Source organism: Pseudoduganella aquatica (assembly GCF_020865585.1).
GTDB classification, from domain to species: Bacteria; Pseudomonadota; Gammaproteobacteria; order Burkholderiales; family Burkholderiaceae_D; genus Rugamonas; species Rugamonas aquatica_A.
In genome coordinates, this window is the sequence record NZ_CP086370.1 from 4,118,682 (window position 1) to 4,137,692 (window position 19,011).

At 65.7% G+C, this 19,011-nt stretch carries 10 protein-coding genes; 4 read left to right on the forward strand and 6 right to left on the reverse strand.

All coding sequences use genetic code 11. The annotated features are described in order from the left end of the window. Positions 1–32: 32 nt before the first annotated feature. Entirely contained in the window at positions 33–2,777 is a 2,745-nt protein-coding gene (locus KT882_RS18295) for a TonB-dependent receptor (RefSeq protein ID WP_228892948.1), read from the reverse strand. Between the two features lie 85 nt (positions 2,778–2,862). After that, positions 2,863–3,801, reverse strand: coding sequence for a MurR/RpiR family transcriptional regulator (locus KT882_RS18300; protein WP_161071155.1), 939 nt, complete (start codon positions 3,799–3,801; stop codon positions 2,863–2,865). 161 nt (positions 3,802–3,962) lie between these two features. Between KT882_RS18300 and KT882_RS18305 the strand changes: the two genes are divergently transcribed. Beyond that, positions 3,963–5,093, forward strand: coding sequence for a succinylglutamate desuccinylase/aspartoacylase family protein (locus KT882_RS18305; RefSeq protein WP_161071154.1), 1,131 nt, complete (start codon positions 3,963–3,965; stop codon positions 5,091–5,093). Positions 5,094–5,100: 7 nt separating this feature from the next. Beyond that, complete coding sequence (locus KT882_RS18310; protein WP_161071153.1) at positions 5,101–6,486, forward strand: YfcC family protein; 1,386 nt, start codon at positions 5,101–5,103, stop codon at positions 6,484–6,486. A 166-nt stretch (positions 6,487–6,652) separates the two neighbouring features. Here KT882_RS18310 and KT882_RS18315 read toward each other — a convergent pair whose 3' ends face one another. The 4 genes from KT882_RS18315 to KT882_RS18330 form a co-directional block, all read right to left on the reverse strand. Then, positions 6,653–7,570: an alpha/beta hydrolase gene (locus KT882_RS18315; protein ID WP_161071152.1), complete on the reverse strand. Its 918-nt coding sequence runs from the start codon at positions 7,568–7,570 to the stop codon at positions 6,653–6,655. A 17-nt stretch (positions 7,571–7,587) separates the two neighbouring features. Beyond that, on the reverse strand, positions 7,588–8,799 hold the full coding sequence (locus KT882_RS18320) for a DUF5009 domain-containing protein (protein WP_228892949.1): 1,212 nt from the start codon (positions 8,797–8,799) through the stop codon (positions 7,588–7,590). A gap of 14 nt (positions 8,800–8,813) precedes the next feature. Beyond that, complete coding sequence (locus KT882_RS18325; protein ID WP_161071150.1) at positions 8,814–11,639, reverse strand: TonB-dependent receptor; 2,826 nt, start codon at positions 11,637–11,639, stop codon at positions 8,814–8,816. 91 nt (positions 11,640–11,730) lie between these two features. Next, a complete protein-coding gene (locus KT882_RS18330; protein WP_161071149.1) occupies positions 11,731–13,200 on the reverse strand; it encodes a glycoside hydrolase family 10 protein in 1,470 nt (489 codons plus the stop codon). Positions 13,201–13,401: 201 nt separating this feature from the next. On the opposite strand from KT882_RS18330, the gene KT882_RS18335 reads away from it, so the two are divergent. Together KT882_RS18335 and KT882_RS18340 are read left to right on the forward strand one after the other, a co-directional pair. Then, positions 13,402–14,364 carry a carbohydrate kinase family protein gene (locus tag KT882_RS18335; RefSeq protein WP_228892950.1) on the forward strand — a complete coding sequence of 321 codons (963 nt, stop codon included), beginning with the start codon at positions 13,402–13,404 and terminating at the stop codon, positions 14,362–14,364. 54 nt (positions 14,365–14,418) lie between these two features. Beyond that, positions 14,419–18,942 (forward strand): phosphodiester glycosidase family protein, encoded by a 4,524-nt coding sequence (locus tag KT882_RS18340; protein WP_228892951.1) that lies wholly within the window; start codon positions 14,419–14,421, stop codon positions 18,940–18,942. Positions 18,943–19,011 lie beyond the last annotated feature (69 nt).

Here is a 19,011-nt window from a genome sequence, read left to right on the forward strand (position 1 = left end):
CGCCGACGGAGCCGCCGGCGCGGTCTGCCATTCTAGCGGAAGCTGTAACTCACGCTGGCAAAAGCGCTGCGTCCGCGCGGGTCCGTATAGGTCGGATCATAGCCAGCCAGGAAGTAATAAGCCTGGTTGGAATACGGGGGCGCGGTGTCCGCCAGGTTCAGCACGCCGGCGCGCAGCTTGAGCTGCTTGCTCAGGCTCCAGCTGGCGGTCAGGTCCCACAGCGAATAGGCCTTCACGCGGCGCGACGGCAGCACCTTGTCGCTGGCCGGGTCATACGTGGTGTTCTGGTCCTGGTAGCCGGACGAGAACTGGTTCGCCAGCGTTACGCTCGCCGGTCCCTGGTCCCAGCCGAAGCTGATGCGGTGGCGCCAGCGCTGTATCACCTGGTCGTTCAGGAACAGGCCCAGATTGCTGCGGGTGGCCTCCAGGGGGCCGAACTGGCGGTCGTATTTGACGATCAGCGTACCGCTCAAATTGCTGCTGAAACGGCCCACGCCGGTCTGCGCGCCCTTGTAGTCATAGCCCAGGTCCAACCCGGCGGTATTGAGCTTGCCCTGGTTTTCCTTCTGCAGCAGGATGTTGGTGATAAAGCCGTCCGCATCGCGCTGGATGTACTTGCCGTTGTACTTGGCCGGATTGTCGACGATGATCTGCTCGCCCAGCGTGCTGATGACGTCGGACTTGCGGATGTTCCAGTAGTCGGCGCTGAAGGACAGGCCCGCGCCCGCGTCCAGCACCGCGCCCAGCGAGAACTGGCGCGACTTTTCCGGCTTCAGGTTGGGGTTGGAGCGGCGCTCCACCGGCCATTGGTCGGTACAGCCGTCTATGCTGTCCAGGCCCTGCTTCACGCACTGCGGGTCGGTCAGGAAGCTGGACGCGCTGCCGTAGGTGGTGGGACGCTTCAGGTCCGCCAGCGACGGCGCGCGGAAGCCGGTGCCGGCCGAACCGCGCAGCACAAGTTGGCGCGCAGGCTGCCAGCGCACGCCCAGCTTGGGATTGGTGGTGGAGCCCACTTCGCTGTAGCGGTCGTGGCGCAGCGCGGCCTGCACTTCGAGCTGCTTGGTGAGCGGCGCGTTGATTTCGGCGTAGGCCGAGCGCACGGTGCGGCTGTCGTCCGTGGCTTTCAGGTCGGTGGTCGATCCCGCAGCCAGGCCGGAATCGCGGTCGCCTGCGATGTTATTCGACAGCAGCAGCTTGGACGGCGTGAACGTGGTGTGCTCGCGCCGCAGTTCTGCGCCCAGCGCCAGGGCCAGGTCGCCGCCCTCCAGCGCCATCAGGGCTTTGGACATCTTGCCGTCCAGCGCAGTCGACGTGCCCCTGGATTTGCGCGCCTCGTCATTGACCTTGATGCTGTTGATCAGGTCGCGCCCCGCCTGGCTGGACGGGCCGAAGGGGTTGATGGCGCCGGAGCGCACGCCCGCCTCGAAGCGGTCGTAGAGCACATAGCCGTCCACGTATTTGTCCACCGCCTTGTTCTCGGCGCGGGACAGGCCTGCGTCGTAGTCCCAGCCGCCCAGCGTGCCGTTCGCGCCCAGCACCAGGCGCTGCGCGTCGCTGGTCACTTCGTTGCTGCGGTTGCCCGCCTCCGTCATGCGGTAGCGGATGCCGCTGAAGGTCGTCGGCAGGCCCGATCCGGTCAGCGCGGCACGGTATTTTTCCGGCAGCAGGCTGACCGGCAGATTGCGGATGCGCTGCGGATTGGGGCTGAGCACATAACGGCTCTCGGCCTGCGACTGCACCAGTTCGAAGAACAGCTGGTTGTCCGCATCCAGCTGCAAGGTGGCGCGGCCGACGAAGCCGATCTTGCTCGCTTCCGGGTATATCTCGGTGTCTTCCATGTAGTCGTAGCTGCAACCTAGCTTGCCGCCCGGGCCGGAAGGCGCGTACACCGTGGCCGGCGGCGCGCAGTCCGGCGCGGCCGGGTTGATGCGGGTGGCGGTGCTGCCCAAAGCCAGCACACCGGCCTTGATCAGCGCATTGCGCTGCGCGGACGAGATGTCGATATTGGCCGGATAGGTGTTGCTGGACATGAGCGCGGGCAGATTGGCCGCCAGCGGACGCTCCTTGATGAAGTCGCGCTGGCCGGAGCGCAGCGAGTCCAGCTTCTGCACGTCCAGCACGCCGAACACGTTGAAGCGGTCCGTGGCCAGGCTGCCGAAGCCGCCGCTGACGCTGGCCGTGCGCTTGCCCGCGCCGCCTTCCTGCGTGCCTGCCGCCGAGGCGTTCAGGTCCAGGCCAGTGTAGTCCTTACGGGTGATGAAATTGATCACGCCGCCGATGGCGTCGGTGCCGTAGATGGCCGAAGCGCCGTCCTTCAGCACTTCCACGCGCTGGATGGCCCCGGCCGGGATGTTGTTCAGGTCCACGCCCGCGTTGTCGCCGGGCGAGGCAAAGTTGGCCAGTCGGCGGCCGTTCAACAGCACCAGCGTGGAGGACACGCCGATGCCGCGCAGGTTGGCGCCGTTGAAGCCGCGCTGGCCCGAGGTGCCGTCCGTGATACTGGCGCCGTCCGACAGCGGCGCCGTGTTGGCGCTGATGTTCTTCAGCAGCTCGGCGGCCGTGGTCACGCCGGACTTGTCGATGTCTTCGCGCTTGATCACCTGCACCGGCAGCGCCGTTTCGGCGTCGATGCGCTTGATGGAGGAGCCGGTGATTTCCACCCGCTGGATCGCCTGGGCCGGCGCGGCGCTCTGCGCATGGGCGCCGGCGGCAGCCGCACCCAGGCCGACGGCCAGCGCCAGGCGTATGGAACAGGACAGCACATTTGCTTTGGGCATGGCTCCGCCCGTCTCGTGACACAGACTCATTGCAACTCCCTTGGATTTTAGTTGTGGATACCGCTGTTGGAACCGCTTGCGCCTCTTATCTGGCGTTCTTTTTTGGCCGCGCGGGCAAGGCCGCGTCGGCGCCGTAGAGGTAGGCCGAAATTGCTTCGGTCAGGCGGGCGGCCTTCTCCACATTGTCCTTGTTTGAAACCATGAGCGACACCACCAGCGCTTCGATCAGCGCCACTGCCGCCGTCGAGCTGCTGGGCAGCACCGGATGGCTGCTCTGCGCGTACAGCACGTGGTCCGCCAGCTCAGCCAGCGGCGAGGCCGGCGAGTCCGTCAGCGAAACAATGCTGGCCTGGCGGCTGCGCGCGAAATTGGCCAGCCTTATCACGTCCAGCGCATAGCGCGGGAAAGAAATCACGATCAGCACATCCTTGGCGGTGATGGTGGCCAGGTGGCCGGCCGCCACTTCGGTGCCGCCATGCCCCGCCACTTCCACCACGTGCGGACAGAAAGGCTGCAAATGCATGGCCAGCAGGCCGGCCAGGTGGGTGGACAGGCCGAAGCCCATCACATAGACCGTGCCTGCGCGCGTCAGCTTGTGCACCACCTTGTCCATTTCGCTCAGCGCCAGGCCCTTGCCGGTGGCGCCGATATTGGCGGCGGCGAATTCCAGGCTCTCGGTGGCGGGCGACGCCGCGCCTTCGCGCCGCTCTATATTGTTGCGCAGCTTTTCCACCGGCTGCAGCACGCCCTGCAGAACCTCGGCCACCGCGCCGCGCATGGCCGCGTAGTTCTTGAAGCCGATGTCGCGCGCAAAGCGGCTGATGGTGGCGGTGGACACCTGGCAGCTCTCGGCCAGTTCTTCAATGCCCAGCGCCGTCACGCGCACCTGGTTGCGCAGCAGGTAGTCCGCAATGGTCCGGTAGGAGGACGACCCCTCGCCAAGCACGCGTATCAGCGCCTGGCCCAGCTCAGAATGGGCGAAGGCCACTTCGGGCGACTGCGATTCGTGGGCGGACTTTTTCATACGGCGTATTCCTGTTGCGATCATCGATAGCGCAACTGTACGCATAACAAAAACAAAACTCAAACATTTTCTGTAAATTTATTTACATGAATTTACTTTGTGAAAAAATTGCTACATAATCGGCCGCACTTCAACACTCAGGTCCACAAAAAAGGCACACCATGCGAACAGAAAAACACATTATTTCGGCGCCCCAGAGCAGCGCCCGGTTCGAGCTCACCGCTTACCGCTTCGGCACGCCGGGCAGCGGCAGGAAGGCCTACATCCAGGCGGCGCTGCATGCGGACGAAGTGCCCGGCATGCTGGTGGCGCAGTTCCTGCGCAAGCAGCTGGAGGCGCTGGAGGCGGAGGGCAAGGTGCGCGGCGAAATCATCCTGGTGCCGGCGGCCAATCCCATCGGCCTGTCGCAAGCTATCCACGGCGCGCCGTTCGGCCGCTTCGACCTGGGCACGGGCGTCAACTTCAACCGGGCCTACAAGCATGTGGCGGAGGAGCTGAAAGTCGCGCTGCATGGCCGGCTCGGCGCGGACGCAGAAGACAATGTGCGCGCAATACGCCGGGCCGCGCTGGAGTCGGTGGCGGCATGGCAGCCGCGCTCGGACGGCGAGGCGCACAAGAAGCTGCTGCTGGAAATGGCCATCGACGCGGACATTGTGCTGGACCTGCATTGCGACAACGAGGCCGTGCTCCATATCTACGCCGGCACGCCGCTGGCGGACCCGGTGGCGCCGCTAGCGCGCCTGATGGGCGCGCACGCCGTGCTGCTGTCCACCGCCGCCGGAGGCGACCCGTTCGATGAAGCATGCAGCCGCCTGTGGTGGGACTTGCAGGCCCACTTCGGCGACGCCACCCCCATTCCGCCGGCCTGCATGGCCGCCACGGTGGAACTGCGCGGAGAGATGGACGTGGGCTACGAACTGGCGCAACAGGACGCAAACGCGCTTCTGCGCTTCCTCGCGGGCGCGGACGTGCTGGCCGGCGAACCGGACGCCCTGCCCCTGCCGCTGCCTTTGGCATTGTGCGCCGCCACGCCGCTGGAAGGCGTTGAGCCCCTGCTGGCGCCGCACGCGGGCGTGCTTGTGTACACGCGCGCCCTGGGGGAACGGGTGCGCGCAGGGGACGCGCTGGCGGACATCATCGACCCCGCCAGCGGCGCCGCCACTACCGTGCGCTGCACCGTGGACGGCGTGTTCTTCGCCCGCAGCGCGCACCGCCATGTGCTGCGCGGCTGGAACATCGGCAAGGTGGCGGGCGCACAGGCCTTCCGCTCCGGCGACCTGCTCAGCCAATAGGAATGCCATGAAACTGCGCCTCCCCAACACCTACGTACTGGTCTTCGCCATCCTGGCGCTGATCGCCCTGTCCACCTGGATTATCCCGGGCGGCAAATACGACACCCACCTGGTCAACGGCAAGCAGCTGATCAACCCGGCCACCTTCCACTACATTGACAGCAACCCTCAAGGCCTGCCCGCGCTGCTGATGGCGCCCATCAGGGGCTTTGCCGAAGCGGGCCTGATCATCGGCTTCATCCTCATCGTCGGCGGCGCCTTCGCCGTTCTGCAAAAGACCGAAGCCATCGACGCGCTGATCAAATCCATCGCCCGCGCGCACGAGCACTCGCGCTTTGTGCGCGCAGCGCTGATCCCGGTCTTCATCACCCTGTTCTCGCTGGGCGGGGCGACATTCGGCATGAACGAGGAAGCGATTCCCTTCATCCTCATCTTCGTTCCGCTGGCGCTCGCGCTGGGCTACGACACCATCACCGGCGTATCGATTCCCTTCCTCGGTTCGCAGGTTGGCTTCGGGGCCGCCTTCCTTAACCCGTTCAACGTCGGCATCGCACAAGGTATCGCCGGCGTGCCGGTGTTCTCCGGCCTGCACTACCGGCTGATCTGCTGGCTGGCGGCGACGGCCATCACCGCGCTCTTCCTTATGTGGTACGCGGCCCGCATCAAGCGCCACCCGCAACTCAGCCCCACCTACCTGCTCGACCTGGAAAAACGCGCCGAAAACCAGGGCGGCCTGGCCAGCCTGGAAGGAATGACGGCCAAACACAAGCTGGTACTGTGGGTATTTGCCGCATCGCTCGCGGGCATGGTGCTGGGAGTGGTGCAGTTCGGCTGGTATATAGAACAGATCGCCGCGCTGTTCCTGGTGATGGGCATTGTCATCGGCGTAATCGGCGGCCTGGATTCGGACGGGCTGGTGGCGGCCTTCGTGCACGGCGCGCGCGACCTGGTGGGCACTGCGCTGATCATCGCGCTGGCTCGCGGCACCATGATACTGGCACGCGACGCCAATATTATCGACACCATGCTGCACGGCCTGATGCCGCTGGTGCAGTCCTCCAGCCCCGTGTTCGCCGCGCAGAAAATGTTCGGCATCCAGACCGTGATCAACTTCTTCATCCACTCCGGCACCGGCCAGGCCTCGCTGACCATGCCCATCATGGCGCCGCTGGCGGACCTGGTGGGCATCACGCGACAGACCGCCGTCCTGGCCTTCCAGTTCGGCGAGCTGACCACCGCCATCATCCCCACGTCCGGCATCACCGTCGGCGTGCTTGCGCTGGCGCGCGTGCCCTGGATTACCTGGGCCAGGTGGCTGCTGCCGCTGCAGCTGGCCTACGTGGCCATGGCCTTGCTGCTGCTGATTCCACCGAGCCTATCGTCCTGGAGCTGAGGCGGTGTCTGCCTGCGCATGGCTTTTTCATAAGCGCCTTTGCAAAAAATCGCAACAACGCGCACCCCGCGCGGCAGGCATACTTCAATCCGTTCGTATCTTCTCTGACGCCTGAGTAACCTCTAACTCAGGCGTGTTCCGCGCCAGGCACAGCCTGGCGTTTTTTTTACCGTTCAAGAAAGCGCCACATGCCATCCCAGGCGCGCCCCACGTCCCGCGCGGTGAACTGGCCGTGATTGGCGCCGGGCAGCGGCAAGAGCACATTGCGCACGCCGGCGCGCGACAGCGCTTCATGCAGCGCCGCCGATTGCGCAAACGGCACAACCGGGTCCGCCGTGCCGTGTATCGTGAACACCGGCGGCAGGCCTGGCCGAACATGGCGCAGTGGCGATACGCTGGCGGCGAGCCCTTCACGGTCCGCCGCGCCGCCCAGCCACTCGACTGCGAAATTGCGCTTCCCTTCGCCACTCAACAGCGCCGCCACGTCGCTGACGCCAAACCAGTTCACCACCGCCGCTATCCGTGGAGCTGCCTCGGCGCCGCCGTTCCAGCGCACCGAATCTCCCCCGGCGCAGGCGCGGTCCAGGGGCGACTCGGCAGGCAGCATGGCGGCGATCAGCGCCAGATGCCCGCCGGCGGAATCGCCCGACAACACGATGGATGATGTGTCTATGCCATAGCCGCCACCCTGGCGCGCCAGCCACTTCACGGCGCAGCGCGCATCCTCCACGGCAGCGGGCGCCGGCGCAACGGCGGCCGTGCGGTAATCGACATTGGCCACCGCGTAGCCGCGCGCGAGCCAGGGAAGCAGCAGCAGCGCGGCCTGCTCCTTGCGGCCCGATACCCATCCGCCGCCGTGGAAGTAGACCACCAGGCCGGGCTTCACCGCTGGGGCGCGGGGCAGATACAGGTCCAGCTTCAGCTCCGTGCCGGACGCCACCCGGTAGACCAGGTCCGGCTTGACGCCGTAGGCATAGCCGGCGTATTCGGCAAAACCCGCGCTTTCCTGCGCGGTGCCCTGGCCGGGAACCAACGCAGACAGCAACGCCCATGCCGCCACCCGGCGGCGCATCTCCTTGCGCATGCTCTTCTCCGTTGAAATTACAGTTTCAGTTCGAGGCCGCGACGCGCGCACCAGGCGGCAAACCAGCACAAGGCCAGCGTGTAGACCAGCGCCCTGCCCACCCCCACCCATGGCGCCATGGTCCACTCCTGTATCAAGGCGCCCAGGCCGGTGAGCAGCAGCAAGGGCTTGAGCAGCGCCTGCACGCCGGCATACACCAGCAGCGGATTGCGGCCTGCGCCGGCGGCGATCCGCGCCTTCCAGTCCAGCCGCTCCACCAGCAGCGACAAGGCGGCCAGCAGCAGCGCCCCGGCCGCAACGCCGCCCGCGTAATAGCTCAGCGTGGCCCTGCCCTTCTGGATGCCGCCTTCGTACGGGTTGAGCGCAAAGGCCAGCAGCAGCGCCCAGCAGCCCCATTGCGCCAGCATGCGCCACGGCGCCTCGTCCTGCCGCAGCTTGAGCAGCATGTCGCCCGCCAGGGTGCCGGGGATAACGATGAACAGATACTGCAGGAAGGACGTCTGCATCAGCTCAGGCCAGGGCGACGCCTGCCAGAGCCAGTGCGCCCAGCCCGGCTCACCGTGCCCCAGGCGCAGCGCAAGCAGCAGGGCCAGGAACAGCAGCCGCAGCTCGGGCCGCGTGCGCGTGGCCAGCCACAGCAAGCCTGCGGCCAGCGCGACATTGGCCAGCACCAGCATGATGATGTCGCTGCGGGCGATGGAGAACGGAGCGCCGTGCGCGTCGCGGAACAGCGCCATCAGCGCGGCGGCGCCGGCAAGGCCGGCGGCGCGCACGCCCAGCTGCGCGGCACGGCTCCAGTGGCGCGGCAGGCGGGCCAGCAGCGGGAACAGCAAGGAAAAGCCGGCCAGCGCGAACAGCGCGCCCTGCCAGGGCTCGGGGAAATGGACGATATGGGGCGCGATATGGCGCACGTAGATGGCGAAGGCCGCCATCATCGCGGCACGCTGCACCACGCCTGCCGCCAGCTGGCGGCACGACAGGCCTTTAAGGGCCTGCGCGTCCAGCGCGAGCGGCAACGCCACGCCCATGGCAAACAGGAACAGGGGAAAGATCAGGTCGACCCAGGTGATCCCCAATACCGTGGGCACAAAAACATGGCTGGGCGGCGGGTTCTGCGCATGGTACATCCACCATGGCAGAACCCCGGACGGCAGCAGGCCGGAAAGCACCATGCCCGCCATCGCCAGGCCGCGCAGCGCATCGAGGGCAGGGTTGCGGTCGGCAGCCATCCCCTTGCCCCGCCTTAGTAGCGCGCCTTCAGGCTGAGGTAGAACTGGCGGCCGTTGGCATAGAAGCCCAGCGGCATCTCCTCGGTGATGGCGTAGTAGCGGCGCACCGGATTGAGCAGGTTGCTGCCGTCCAGCGTGAGCGACAGCGTGTCGTTCAGCTTGTAGCTGACCGATGCGGACAGCGAGCCTTGCGCGGCGGCGTAATTGGCGCCGGTGCGCACCAGCGTGGTCGGGTTGACGGTGTCCACGCCGTTGCCTGAGAAGCCGATCGAGTACCTGGTGCGGTAGTTCCACGCCAGGCTGGCGCTGAACTTGTTGTCCTCGTAGATGGCGCGCAGGTTGTAGGTGTACTTCGAGGTGTACACCAGCGGGATGCCCGCTTCATCCTTGCTGCTCACGTAGGTGACGTTGCCCAGCAAGCCGAAGCCGGCGCCGATGGGATGTTCCGCCGACAGCTCGACGCCGTTCAGCTTGGCCTTCTTGCCGCTGAAGGAGGACACCGTGTAGTCCGAATACGAGGTCGCCGCGTCCTTGGTGTTGGCGAACTTGGTGATATCGAACAGGCGCTGGATGGAGGTGCCCGGCTTCACGTAGTCGTGGATGTGCTGCGTGAAGATGCTGCCCGCCACGTAGGCGCGCGGCGCGTAGTACCAGCCCAGCGAAGCGTCCACGTTGTTGGACGTGATCGGCTTCAGGTAAGGATTGCCCGCCGACGCGGTCAGCGTGGTGTCGTTCACGCCGGACAGCGAACCGGCCAGCTGGCTGAAGTTCGGGCGGCCCAGCGTGCGCGACGCGGAGAAGCGGCCGATCAGGTTGTGCGCCACGTCCCAGCGCAGGTTCAGGCTGGGCAGCAGGTTGGTGTAGGTGTTCTCCACCGTGCCGGGCAGGTAGCCGGTCAGGCGCGACGAGGTGATGGCGCCTGCCGACACCAGCGTGCCCGTGCCCGGCGTGCAGGCAGTGGACAGCGCTGGACAGGCTTGGGCGTTGTTGTTCAGCGAGCGGTAGAAGTCGGACTTGACCTCGGTGCGCACCCAGCGCAGGCCCGCGTTGCCGCTGACGCTGCCCATCTCGAATTCCTGCATCGCGTAAGCGGCGCGGTTGCCTTCCTTGATGGTGGCGCTGGAACCCCAGTTCTTGTTCAGCACCGGATCGTAATTGAGGTTGGCATTGCCCCAGTCGATCAGCGTCTGCGTGTCGTAGCGCGGCAGGTTGCGCGGGAAGTTGCCGCTCAGTTCACTGGCGTAGTCGCCGGGGAAGGTCTGCGTCGGCAGAGCCCAGGTGGCGTATGGATAGTTGGCGTCCATATTGGCTTGCGACGCGCCGCCGTTGCCCACGCCGGGCTTGTTGTACAGGCCGGAGACGCTGACCTTGTCGTTGATGTGCGAGCTGCCGCGCAGGCCGAATTTGGCCGTGGTCAGCACGCCCGTGTCCAGGCGCAGCGCGGCGTCCAGGTGGCCGTAGTCTTCCTTGTCCACCGTGTAGATGGCCGCGCCCACGTTGGGCAGCAGGCGGTAGTTCTTCATATTGGACAAGTCGGTGCCGGTCACCGCCCAGTCGGCCGGCGCGCGGCCGTCGTCATTGAGCTTGTAGGTCACGCCCTTGTCGAAGATTTCGTACAGCGCGCCGGGCTGGCCTGCGGTTTCGCCGGTGCCCTTGGTGGAGCCGGCCTTGCCGCTCACGGTCAGCGTGCTGGTCGGCTTCCACTTCACGTCGATATCGTAATAGCCGGCGGTGGACTTGGCGCCGGTGCGCGCCTGGTGCGCGAACTGCAGCGTGTTGCCGTCCTTGCGGGCCGGGTTGGGCAGGATGGTCGCGGCGGTAATGACGTCGCCGACGATGGTGTAGTCCTTGATCAAGCCGCCGTTGTTGACGATGGTGGCCAGTTCGGCGAAGGCCGAGGTGTTGTAGTTGTCCGCGGACAGCGAGGACTTGAACACGTTCAGGTTCACGTCCAGCGCGCTGTTCGGCTTGAACTGCAGGCCCACATAGCCGCCCTGCCGCTCGCGCACGCCTTCAAAGAAGGCGGAGTTCAGCTGGTTGGGCAGGCGCTTGCCTTTCAGCGCCGCGTCGCCGCCCTTGGTCGGATCGGCCGCAGCCTGGGTGCTCAGGTATTGGCCCTGGCCGAAGTTTTCCTGGCCGTCGCGGCGCAGATGACGCTCTTCCTTGAAGGCCTGTACCAGCACGCCCATGGTGCCGGCTTCGTTCTTCCAGTTCAGCAGGCCGCTCAGCTGGGGGTCGGTGGTGCCGGCCAGCGTGGAATGGGCCATGCCGAGCGACACTTCGCCCACCAGTCGCTTCTTCTGGTCCAGCGGACGGCGCGTGATGATGTCCACGTTGCCGGCGATGCCGCCTTCAACGATGTCTGCGCGGCCGTTCTTGTAGACGATGGCCTGGCCGATCAGCTGCGAAGGCAGCATGCCGAAGCTGATGCCGCGCGTGTTGGTGTTCTGGTCGCCGATGTACCAGTCGCCGGAGCTGAGGGAGTGGCCGTTCAGCGTGGTCAGGTTCAGGAACGGCGGCGTGCCGCGAATGGCGATGCGTTCCGCTTCGTCGAAGGCCAGTGCCGAGTTGTAGGTGATGTTGACCCCGGCCAGGCGGGACAGCGAGTCCGCGATATTCTTGTCCGGCATTTTGCCGATGTCCTCGGCCGTCACCACTTCAATATTGCTGTCCGCGTTCTTCTTGACGTTGATCGACTTTTCCAGCGAAGCGCGTATGCCGGTTACTTCGACCGACTGTACGGCCGCAGCGGGCGCCTGCGTCTGCGCATGGACCGGCATGGCCAGCCCCAGCAACGCTATGGAAACCGAAGCTGCAATCGGGGTCTTCTTCAAATTCATCCACCATTCTCCCAGGAGTTATTTTTCTACGAGACTCAAACTTAATCCATGTGGTCTATTTTTGCAAATACAAAATAGACCACATTGGTATTTATTTGGAAAGCTGTTGCGTCTGCAGCAGTTCTTTGCGGCGATCCAGCAGCACTTCCACCCGTTTGTAGACCACTGGTGCGGACAAAATGCGGCCTGCCACCACCGGCGCGTCCAGGTAGCGCCAAGTAACGCCGTCGTGGCCTATGGCGCGGTAGGCGCCCGCCGGCAGGCGCGGCACCGGCCAGCGCTGCAGCCCGCCCACCGGCTTGCCCGCGTGCCGCAGCGCCACCGAATGCTGGCGCCAGCCCGCGCCGAAACGGGGCGAAACAGCCGGACCGCTCTGCTTGTAGAAGTCCGTCAGCTGGGCCTCGTACAGGTCCAGCACGCCCCTGCTGTACCACAGCACATGGCCGCCGCTGCCGGTGCTGCGCGCCAGCTCGATGGAACGGCGCAGCTGGTCCCAGCTCGAGTCCGGACCTTCGCCGACGATGCGTATGCCGGCCAACATGTCGCGCAGGCGCCCGCCGCCCTCATCCCGCATGGCGGCCACTTGCTCGTGCCAGGTTTTTTCATAAGCCTCGTAGCCGACGCGGTAGACCTGCGGTACAAATTCGTCCCAGCCCTTGGACCAGCGCGCCCACGCCGGCCAGTCCAGCATGTAGTGGTCGCGCGCCCAGGGGTGCGTGGCGGGGCTGAGCGAGACCAGCAGGCCCGGACGGCGCGCCCGCAGTTCCTGCACGAAGCGCTTGCCGAACTCGTTCACCTTCTCGGCACGCCAGCGCACCCACTCCTTGTCCAGATGGTCTGCCGGCGGACGCTGGCCGCCGTGATCGGCCGCGTAGGCTTGCTGGGTGTACTCGTCGTAGCCCATGGTGACGTAGGGCCAGACCACGTGGTCGTCCAGCTGCACGCCGTCCAGGTCGTACTTCTCGACCGCCTCCAGCACCAAGTCGAGCAGGAAACGCTGCGCTTCCGGATGCAGCGGGTTAAGCCACACAAAGCCGTTCGGCGCCACTTCGCCGCCGTCCTTGTCGCGGCTCAGCCACTCGGGCTTTTTGCGGCGCAGGTCGTTAATGGTGTCCTTGTAGGCCGCCATAAAGCCGTATTCAAACCAGGCAATGTAGACCAATCCATTGCGGTGGGCCGAAATCAGCGCCTCCTGCAGCAGGTCGCGCGGCGGCGCCTGGCGTGCCGCCGGGCTGTCGCTCGGATCCTGCGCCATGAGCGCTGGCCGCTGGCGCACGCCTACGGTCCGCTCCAGCACATCGGACGGAAACTGCGCGTAGCCGTTCTTCCAGGATTCCACATAGACCGTGTTCATGCCGATGGCACGCAGGCGCGCCATGGTGGCCTCCGTATCGGCCGGAGTGCGCAGCGCGCTGTTGGCCGTGGTGGTAAGCCAGGTGCCGCGCACCTCGGCCTGCGGCGTGGCCTCCGCTGCAGCGGCACCGGCACCGGCCGCAGCCAGCATCAGCAACGGCGCCGCCAGGCGCCAGGAGGAAAAACGGGGGAAAGCGGGTTTTGTCATGACATCTCCGAGATTAAACTAGACCTATTCTTTTAATTAATAGTACCATTGGCACACGACATTTTGTTCAAGAATTGTCCAAGACTACAAAATCATGACAAAAACCACGAATTTCCATACCACTAGCGCAATTTCGGCCTACTTTCACCACACCGTGCTGCAGGGCGAACGCGATAGCTGCCGGCCCGCCGAAGGCGCGCGATGAAAGCCCTGCTCACTTTCGGCGAAGCGCTGATCGAATTGCTGCAAGACCCGTCCGGCCTGGATCTGTACCACCGTAACGCCGGCGGTGCGCCCGCCAATGTCGCGGTGGGCTTTGCGCGCCTGCGCGGCCAATCCTTCTTCATCGGCATGCTGGGCGCAGATGATTTCGGCAAGTTCCTGCTGGCGCAGCTGCAGCACTACGACGTCGACACGCGCTATGTGCGCCGCACCGCCGCCGCCACCACAGCGCTGGCGGTGGTGGCGCTGGATGCGGGCGGAGACCGCAGCTTCAGCTTCTACCGCCCGCCCTCCGCCGACCTGCTGTTTACAGCGGACGATCTCGATCCGGCCGCCTTCATCCCCAAGCCCTATTTCCACTTCTGCTCCAACAGCCTGACGCACGAGCCGGCGCGCAGCGCCACCTGGCGCGCACTGGAACTGGCCGAGGAGAACGGCTGCCTGACCAGTTTCGATGTCAACTGGCGGCCCGCGCTGTGGCCGCAGGACGGTGGCGACGGCGGCGCGGCCCGCATGATACGCGAGGTTATGCCGCGCGCCCACCTGCTGAAGTTCAGCGCCGGCGAGTGGGCCTGGCTGTGCGGAGACGCGCCTCAGGAGGCGCTGGAGGCGCACTGCTTCGCCGGCGCCACGGAGCTGATCGTCATCACCGACGGCGGCCAGGCGGTGCGCACGGTGACGCGCAAGGGCAGCGCGTACCACCGTGTGCCGCCGCTGGCGGTGGTCGACACGACGGCCGCAGGCGATGCCTTTGTCGCAGCGCTGCTGCGCCAGCTGGCCTGCCACGACATCGAACCGGACCAGCTGCGCAAGCGGCTGGAGAGTCCAACCTGGCTGGCCGTGCAGATCGCCTTCGCAGTACGCTGCGCATCGCTCGCCTGCACGCGCTACGGCGCTTTCAGCGCCCTGCCCACGCTGGCGCAATACCACAAGACCGAATAGAGCCGGCGCAACCGCGCCGGTGCCATATGTTGTACAACAGCTTGAGGAACATTGATGAAGTGCTTCAAACCGATACTACTGGCACTGGCGCTGGCCGCGTGCTCATCCCCCCACCACGGCTACGTGGACCAGCCGGGCAGCGATGCACTGGCCACCTACGTCATCGCGCCGCCGCCCGGCGTGGACAAGCTGTTCGCCAGCGTGCCGCCTCCTGTCATCGACGGAACCACAGCCACTGAAACGGTTAAAACCGCCATATCTGGCTACCAGGCCTACCAGATCAACCAGGACGTCCAGCTCTTTTCAGGGCAGCTGAACCACACCAAGGGCGCCGCCATCAACGTCCTCAGCTTCAAGACCGGCGACAGCAGCGGCGTGGAGCTGGTTCCGATAGAACGTTCGACCGGGCAGTTCAGCATGGAGACGGTGTCGGCCTCGGCCAACCGCCAGATCGACAAGGGCGTGCCGGTGCTGGCCGCCGTCAATGCCGACTTCTTCAATACCTTCAACGGCTGGAACGTCGGCATGATGAAGCTCAACGGCGTCACCTACGGCGGCGCATCGCCCAAGGCCGAGGGCGCCGTGCTGGTGAAGAACGACGGCAGCATCGACATTGTGGACAAGCTGCCCGACTTCTCGCTGCGCTGGACGCGCAACCAGGGCGAGTCCGGCCTGGTGAAAGAGGTCTCCTACTTCGACCGCGAAAACGCGCGCAATAACGCGGTGCGCCAGGCCGGCGGCACCGTATCCATCTACCCCGGCGACAACTTCCGCGGCGCTGTCGATTTGCGCGGCAAGTCCGCCTATCTGCTGGCGCCCGAGGTCAACAACGTCACCGTGGTGGCCAACCCGGACGGCAAGCCACTGGTGCAGTTTGCGCCATTCAAGGGCAAGCTGACGGCACAGGCGCCGCAAAGCGCGGCCTACATCGTGCCATCGGGCAGCGCGCTGCTCGTGCTCGATGGCCCGGCAGGAACGGCCCCGTGGAAGGCCGGCGACGAGATCGCCGTGGACTACCAGACCACCGACGCCGAGTGGAACAATGTCAAGTACGCGCTGGGCGCGGGCTCGACGCCGGGCAGCGGCGCCGCCACGGCGCAGCTGCTGGTCAAGGACGGCAAGCTGGCCGACGGCGCAGCCAATGAAGTGCTGGTCAGTAGCCGCACCATGTTCGGCCTGCGCGCGGACGGCTCCGCCTTCCTTGCCGTGGTGGACAAGCCGGCCGGCTCGCCCACCGACGGCGTCACGTTCAGGAAACTGGGGCAGATCGCCCTCGCCTACGGCGCGGTCAAGGCCATCAACCTCGATGGCGGCGGCTCCTCCGAAATCGCAATGCGCGCCCCCGGCGAAAAATACACCCACGCGATCAACCAGCCCTCCGACGGCATCGAGCGCCCGGTGGGGAACAAGTGGGGCCTGGTCATCAAGGGCAGCAAGGTGCGCTATCCGAACGGCGTGAACGTGATGCCCAGGGACGTGACGCTGCTGGCGGGCTCCGATTACCGCTTCAAAGCGGTCGGCTATAACGGCGACAGCTACTTTTCCACACCCGGCAGCCTGAGTTTCGGCACCAGCAAGGCCACGCTGGGGCAAGTCGTCGCAGCCACCGGCCAGTTCCGCGCCAGCGAGGTGGAGGACGAAGGCTATATGGTCGCCGCACTGGGCGAGGACAAAGGCGCCGCGCGGCTCAGGATCACCAAAAGCCCGGACACGCTGATTTTCGACCGCAGCGACGTGTCGCTGAACGGCGGCGAGCAGCTGGCTGTGCTGCCAGTCATGCTCAAGGACGGCACACCGGTGCAGTACAGCCCATCCGTTTTGCAGTATCAGCTCAGCACCCAGGGCCTGGGCGAATTGGACAGCAAGACCGGCGTGTTCACCGCCGCCAAGGTATTCGGCAAACAGCTGACCATCACCGTCCGATACGGCGCCTTGAGCGCATCGACGACGGTCAGCATCGGCGTGCCGCCGGCCATCGTCGAAGATTTTGAAGCGGGCGCCGGCGCCTATGCGGCCAGCGGCGCGCGGCAGAAGTCGGCCACGCTGGGGCTGGCCGGCGCCGAGTCGTTTGCCGGGAAAAATTCGCTCAAACTGAGCTGGGTTGCCGATCCCGCCCAGCCGGGCACGTTCGGCGCCTACCTGGCCGATCCGGCAAAAGCGACCACGCTCAAAGGCTATCCCAAAGCCCTGGGCGTGAACGTGTTCATTCCGCCCGCGCTGGCCGGCAAAAACTGGTGGGTGCGCGGCCAGCTGCGCGACGCGGACAACAAGGCCGTCACCATCGACTACAACAACTCGGGCGACGCGCTGCCACAAACCGGCTGGACCTTCATGCGCGCGGCGATACCGGAAGGCTTCCGCGCCCCCTTCCGCTTCGACCAGCCCTTCCGCTTCCTCGTGCTCAACACACCGGAGCGCATCGACAGTTTCGTCTACCTCGACAACTTCACCGCCATCTACAGCGCCGACACGGACTTGCAAGGCCCCGCCGTGCAGGTCACGCCGGCGAACCGCGCCACGGTCAACGCCAGCACCGTCAATATCGAGCTGCAGGCACAGGACGTCTCCGGCATCGACATGACCCGCCTTGAGCTCAAGCTCGACGGCGTGGACATTGCCGCCCCCATCAGCAACAACGGCCGCGACGCCTTCAAGGTGGCCCTGCCCGGCCTGGCCGACGGCTGGCACAAGATCAGCTACCGCACGTTCGACATCAATGGCAATGTGGGCGCCGGCGAATCGCTGTTCAACGTCGATACCGGCGCCACCCGCTTCTACGTGGAGGACAAGATCGACACGGTCTATCCGTCCGGCCGCTTCGATTTCCCCTTGAAAGCAGTCAAAGGCGCCCCGGCGGACAGCCTGACACTGACGCTGCAGTACGACAGCACCAAGGCCAGCCTGGAGGTGGTGCCGGCCGACGCCAGTCCGGCCGGCGTGACCAGCCGGGCCGGCTACTGGGAAGGAACGTTCAGCAACTTCAAGGGCGACCTGTCCACGCTGGCCTTGATACGGCTGAACGTGTTCGACTACGTGGCCGGCGGCGCGGTGTCCGTGGTAGTGGGCGGCACGGTGAACGGCAAGCCTTACGTTGCGCCCGTCATTCGCAAGGACATCACAGGCAAATACCGCGTGCTGACCAAGCTGGCGCAGCTGGGCAAGCCCGGCACGCTGCAAATCGTGGACAGCAGCGGCCGTCCCGCCGCAGGCGTGACCGTGGAGCAGCTGGAGTACAACGCGGCTTCCGGCGCCGTGTCAAAGCAGACCAGGCTGGGCGTGACCAACGACAAGGGTGAAATCGCCTATTCGCCGGCTGCTGGCACCGCGAGCGCACAGGTCTACTTCCGTGTGTTCGACGCGGCAGGCTCCCCGGGCGCCTCGCTGCTCTCGCCCGTGATCGTCGTACCCGAGCGCCTGGGCGCGGCGCCGCGTTATGTGCGGCTCAGCCCTGCAGCTCGCCAGGACGCCGTCAACGTCAGCTGGATGACGGCCACCAGCGCGCGCAGCAACTGGATACGCTACGGCGAATCCCCCGCGCTGGAACGCGTGCTGGACGCATCCGAAACCGAAGTGCTGCCCTACTTCTACGGCGCCGAATCCGGCGTGGTGCGCGTCAGCCACGCCAGCCTGCCGAACCTGAAGCCCGGCACCGTCTACTACTACCAGGCGGGCAACGAGAGCGCGGCGGGAGAGGTGATGAGCTTCCGCACGGATGACCGCGACGACGAGGTGCGCCTCTACCTGTTCGGCGACACGCAGACCAATACCGACGGCAATATCCGCGACGGCGCCCCGCTGGTCAGCGAACTGTATGCCAAGATGCAGGCGCAGCTGCCCAACCCGGACCTGATCCTGCATGTGGGCGACATGACCGACGACGGCAGCGACTACCAGATGCAGCGACAGTTCTTCGAGGCGCTGGAAGGCGGCGGCCGCATGGGATCGGCGCTGTTCGTGCCCGCGCAGGGCAACCACGAGGTGTACAACGAGGGGCGCAGCAAGTTCCAGTCGCTGTTCCGCACGCCGGCCAACGGCCCCCTCGCCGCCGACAAACAGGCCATCTACAGCTTCGACTACGGCAATATGCACATTGCGGTGATTACGACGGAGCTGTTCACGGACGCCGAATGGAAGACCATGATGGACTGGCTGGCTGCGGACATGCAGGCCTCATCCAGGACGTGGAGAGTGCTGATGATGCACAGGCCCGCCTACGAAGGCAATGCCGACTCGGGCAATGAATTCTCCCGCCGCTTTGTGCCGGAGGCGGCCGACCGCGCCGGCATAGACCTGGTCATCGCCGGGCACGACCACCAGTATGCGCGCAGCGTTCCCGTCACGGCCGGGAAACCGGACGGCCGGGGCGTCACCTACCTGATCGCCGGATCGGATTCCGCCAAGTTCTACAACGCCAGCAGCCGCACCGGCATGCCCGCCATCGCCGACGTGCTGTACGACGACGATATCCAGACCTACACCACGCTGCACGTGCAGGGCAACCGCATGAATATCCTCACGCGCAATATCTACGGCAAGGTCATCGACCAGGCAACGCTGGCGCCCAGGAAATCGCGCTGATAAAAACGCCACGCGCCGCATAAAGCGGCGCGTGGCGGCTGCTGCGGGGAAGAGACGGTGCTCAGGCGC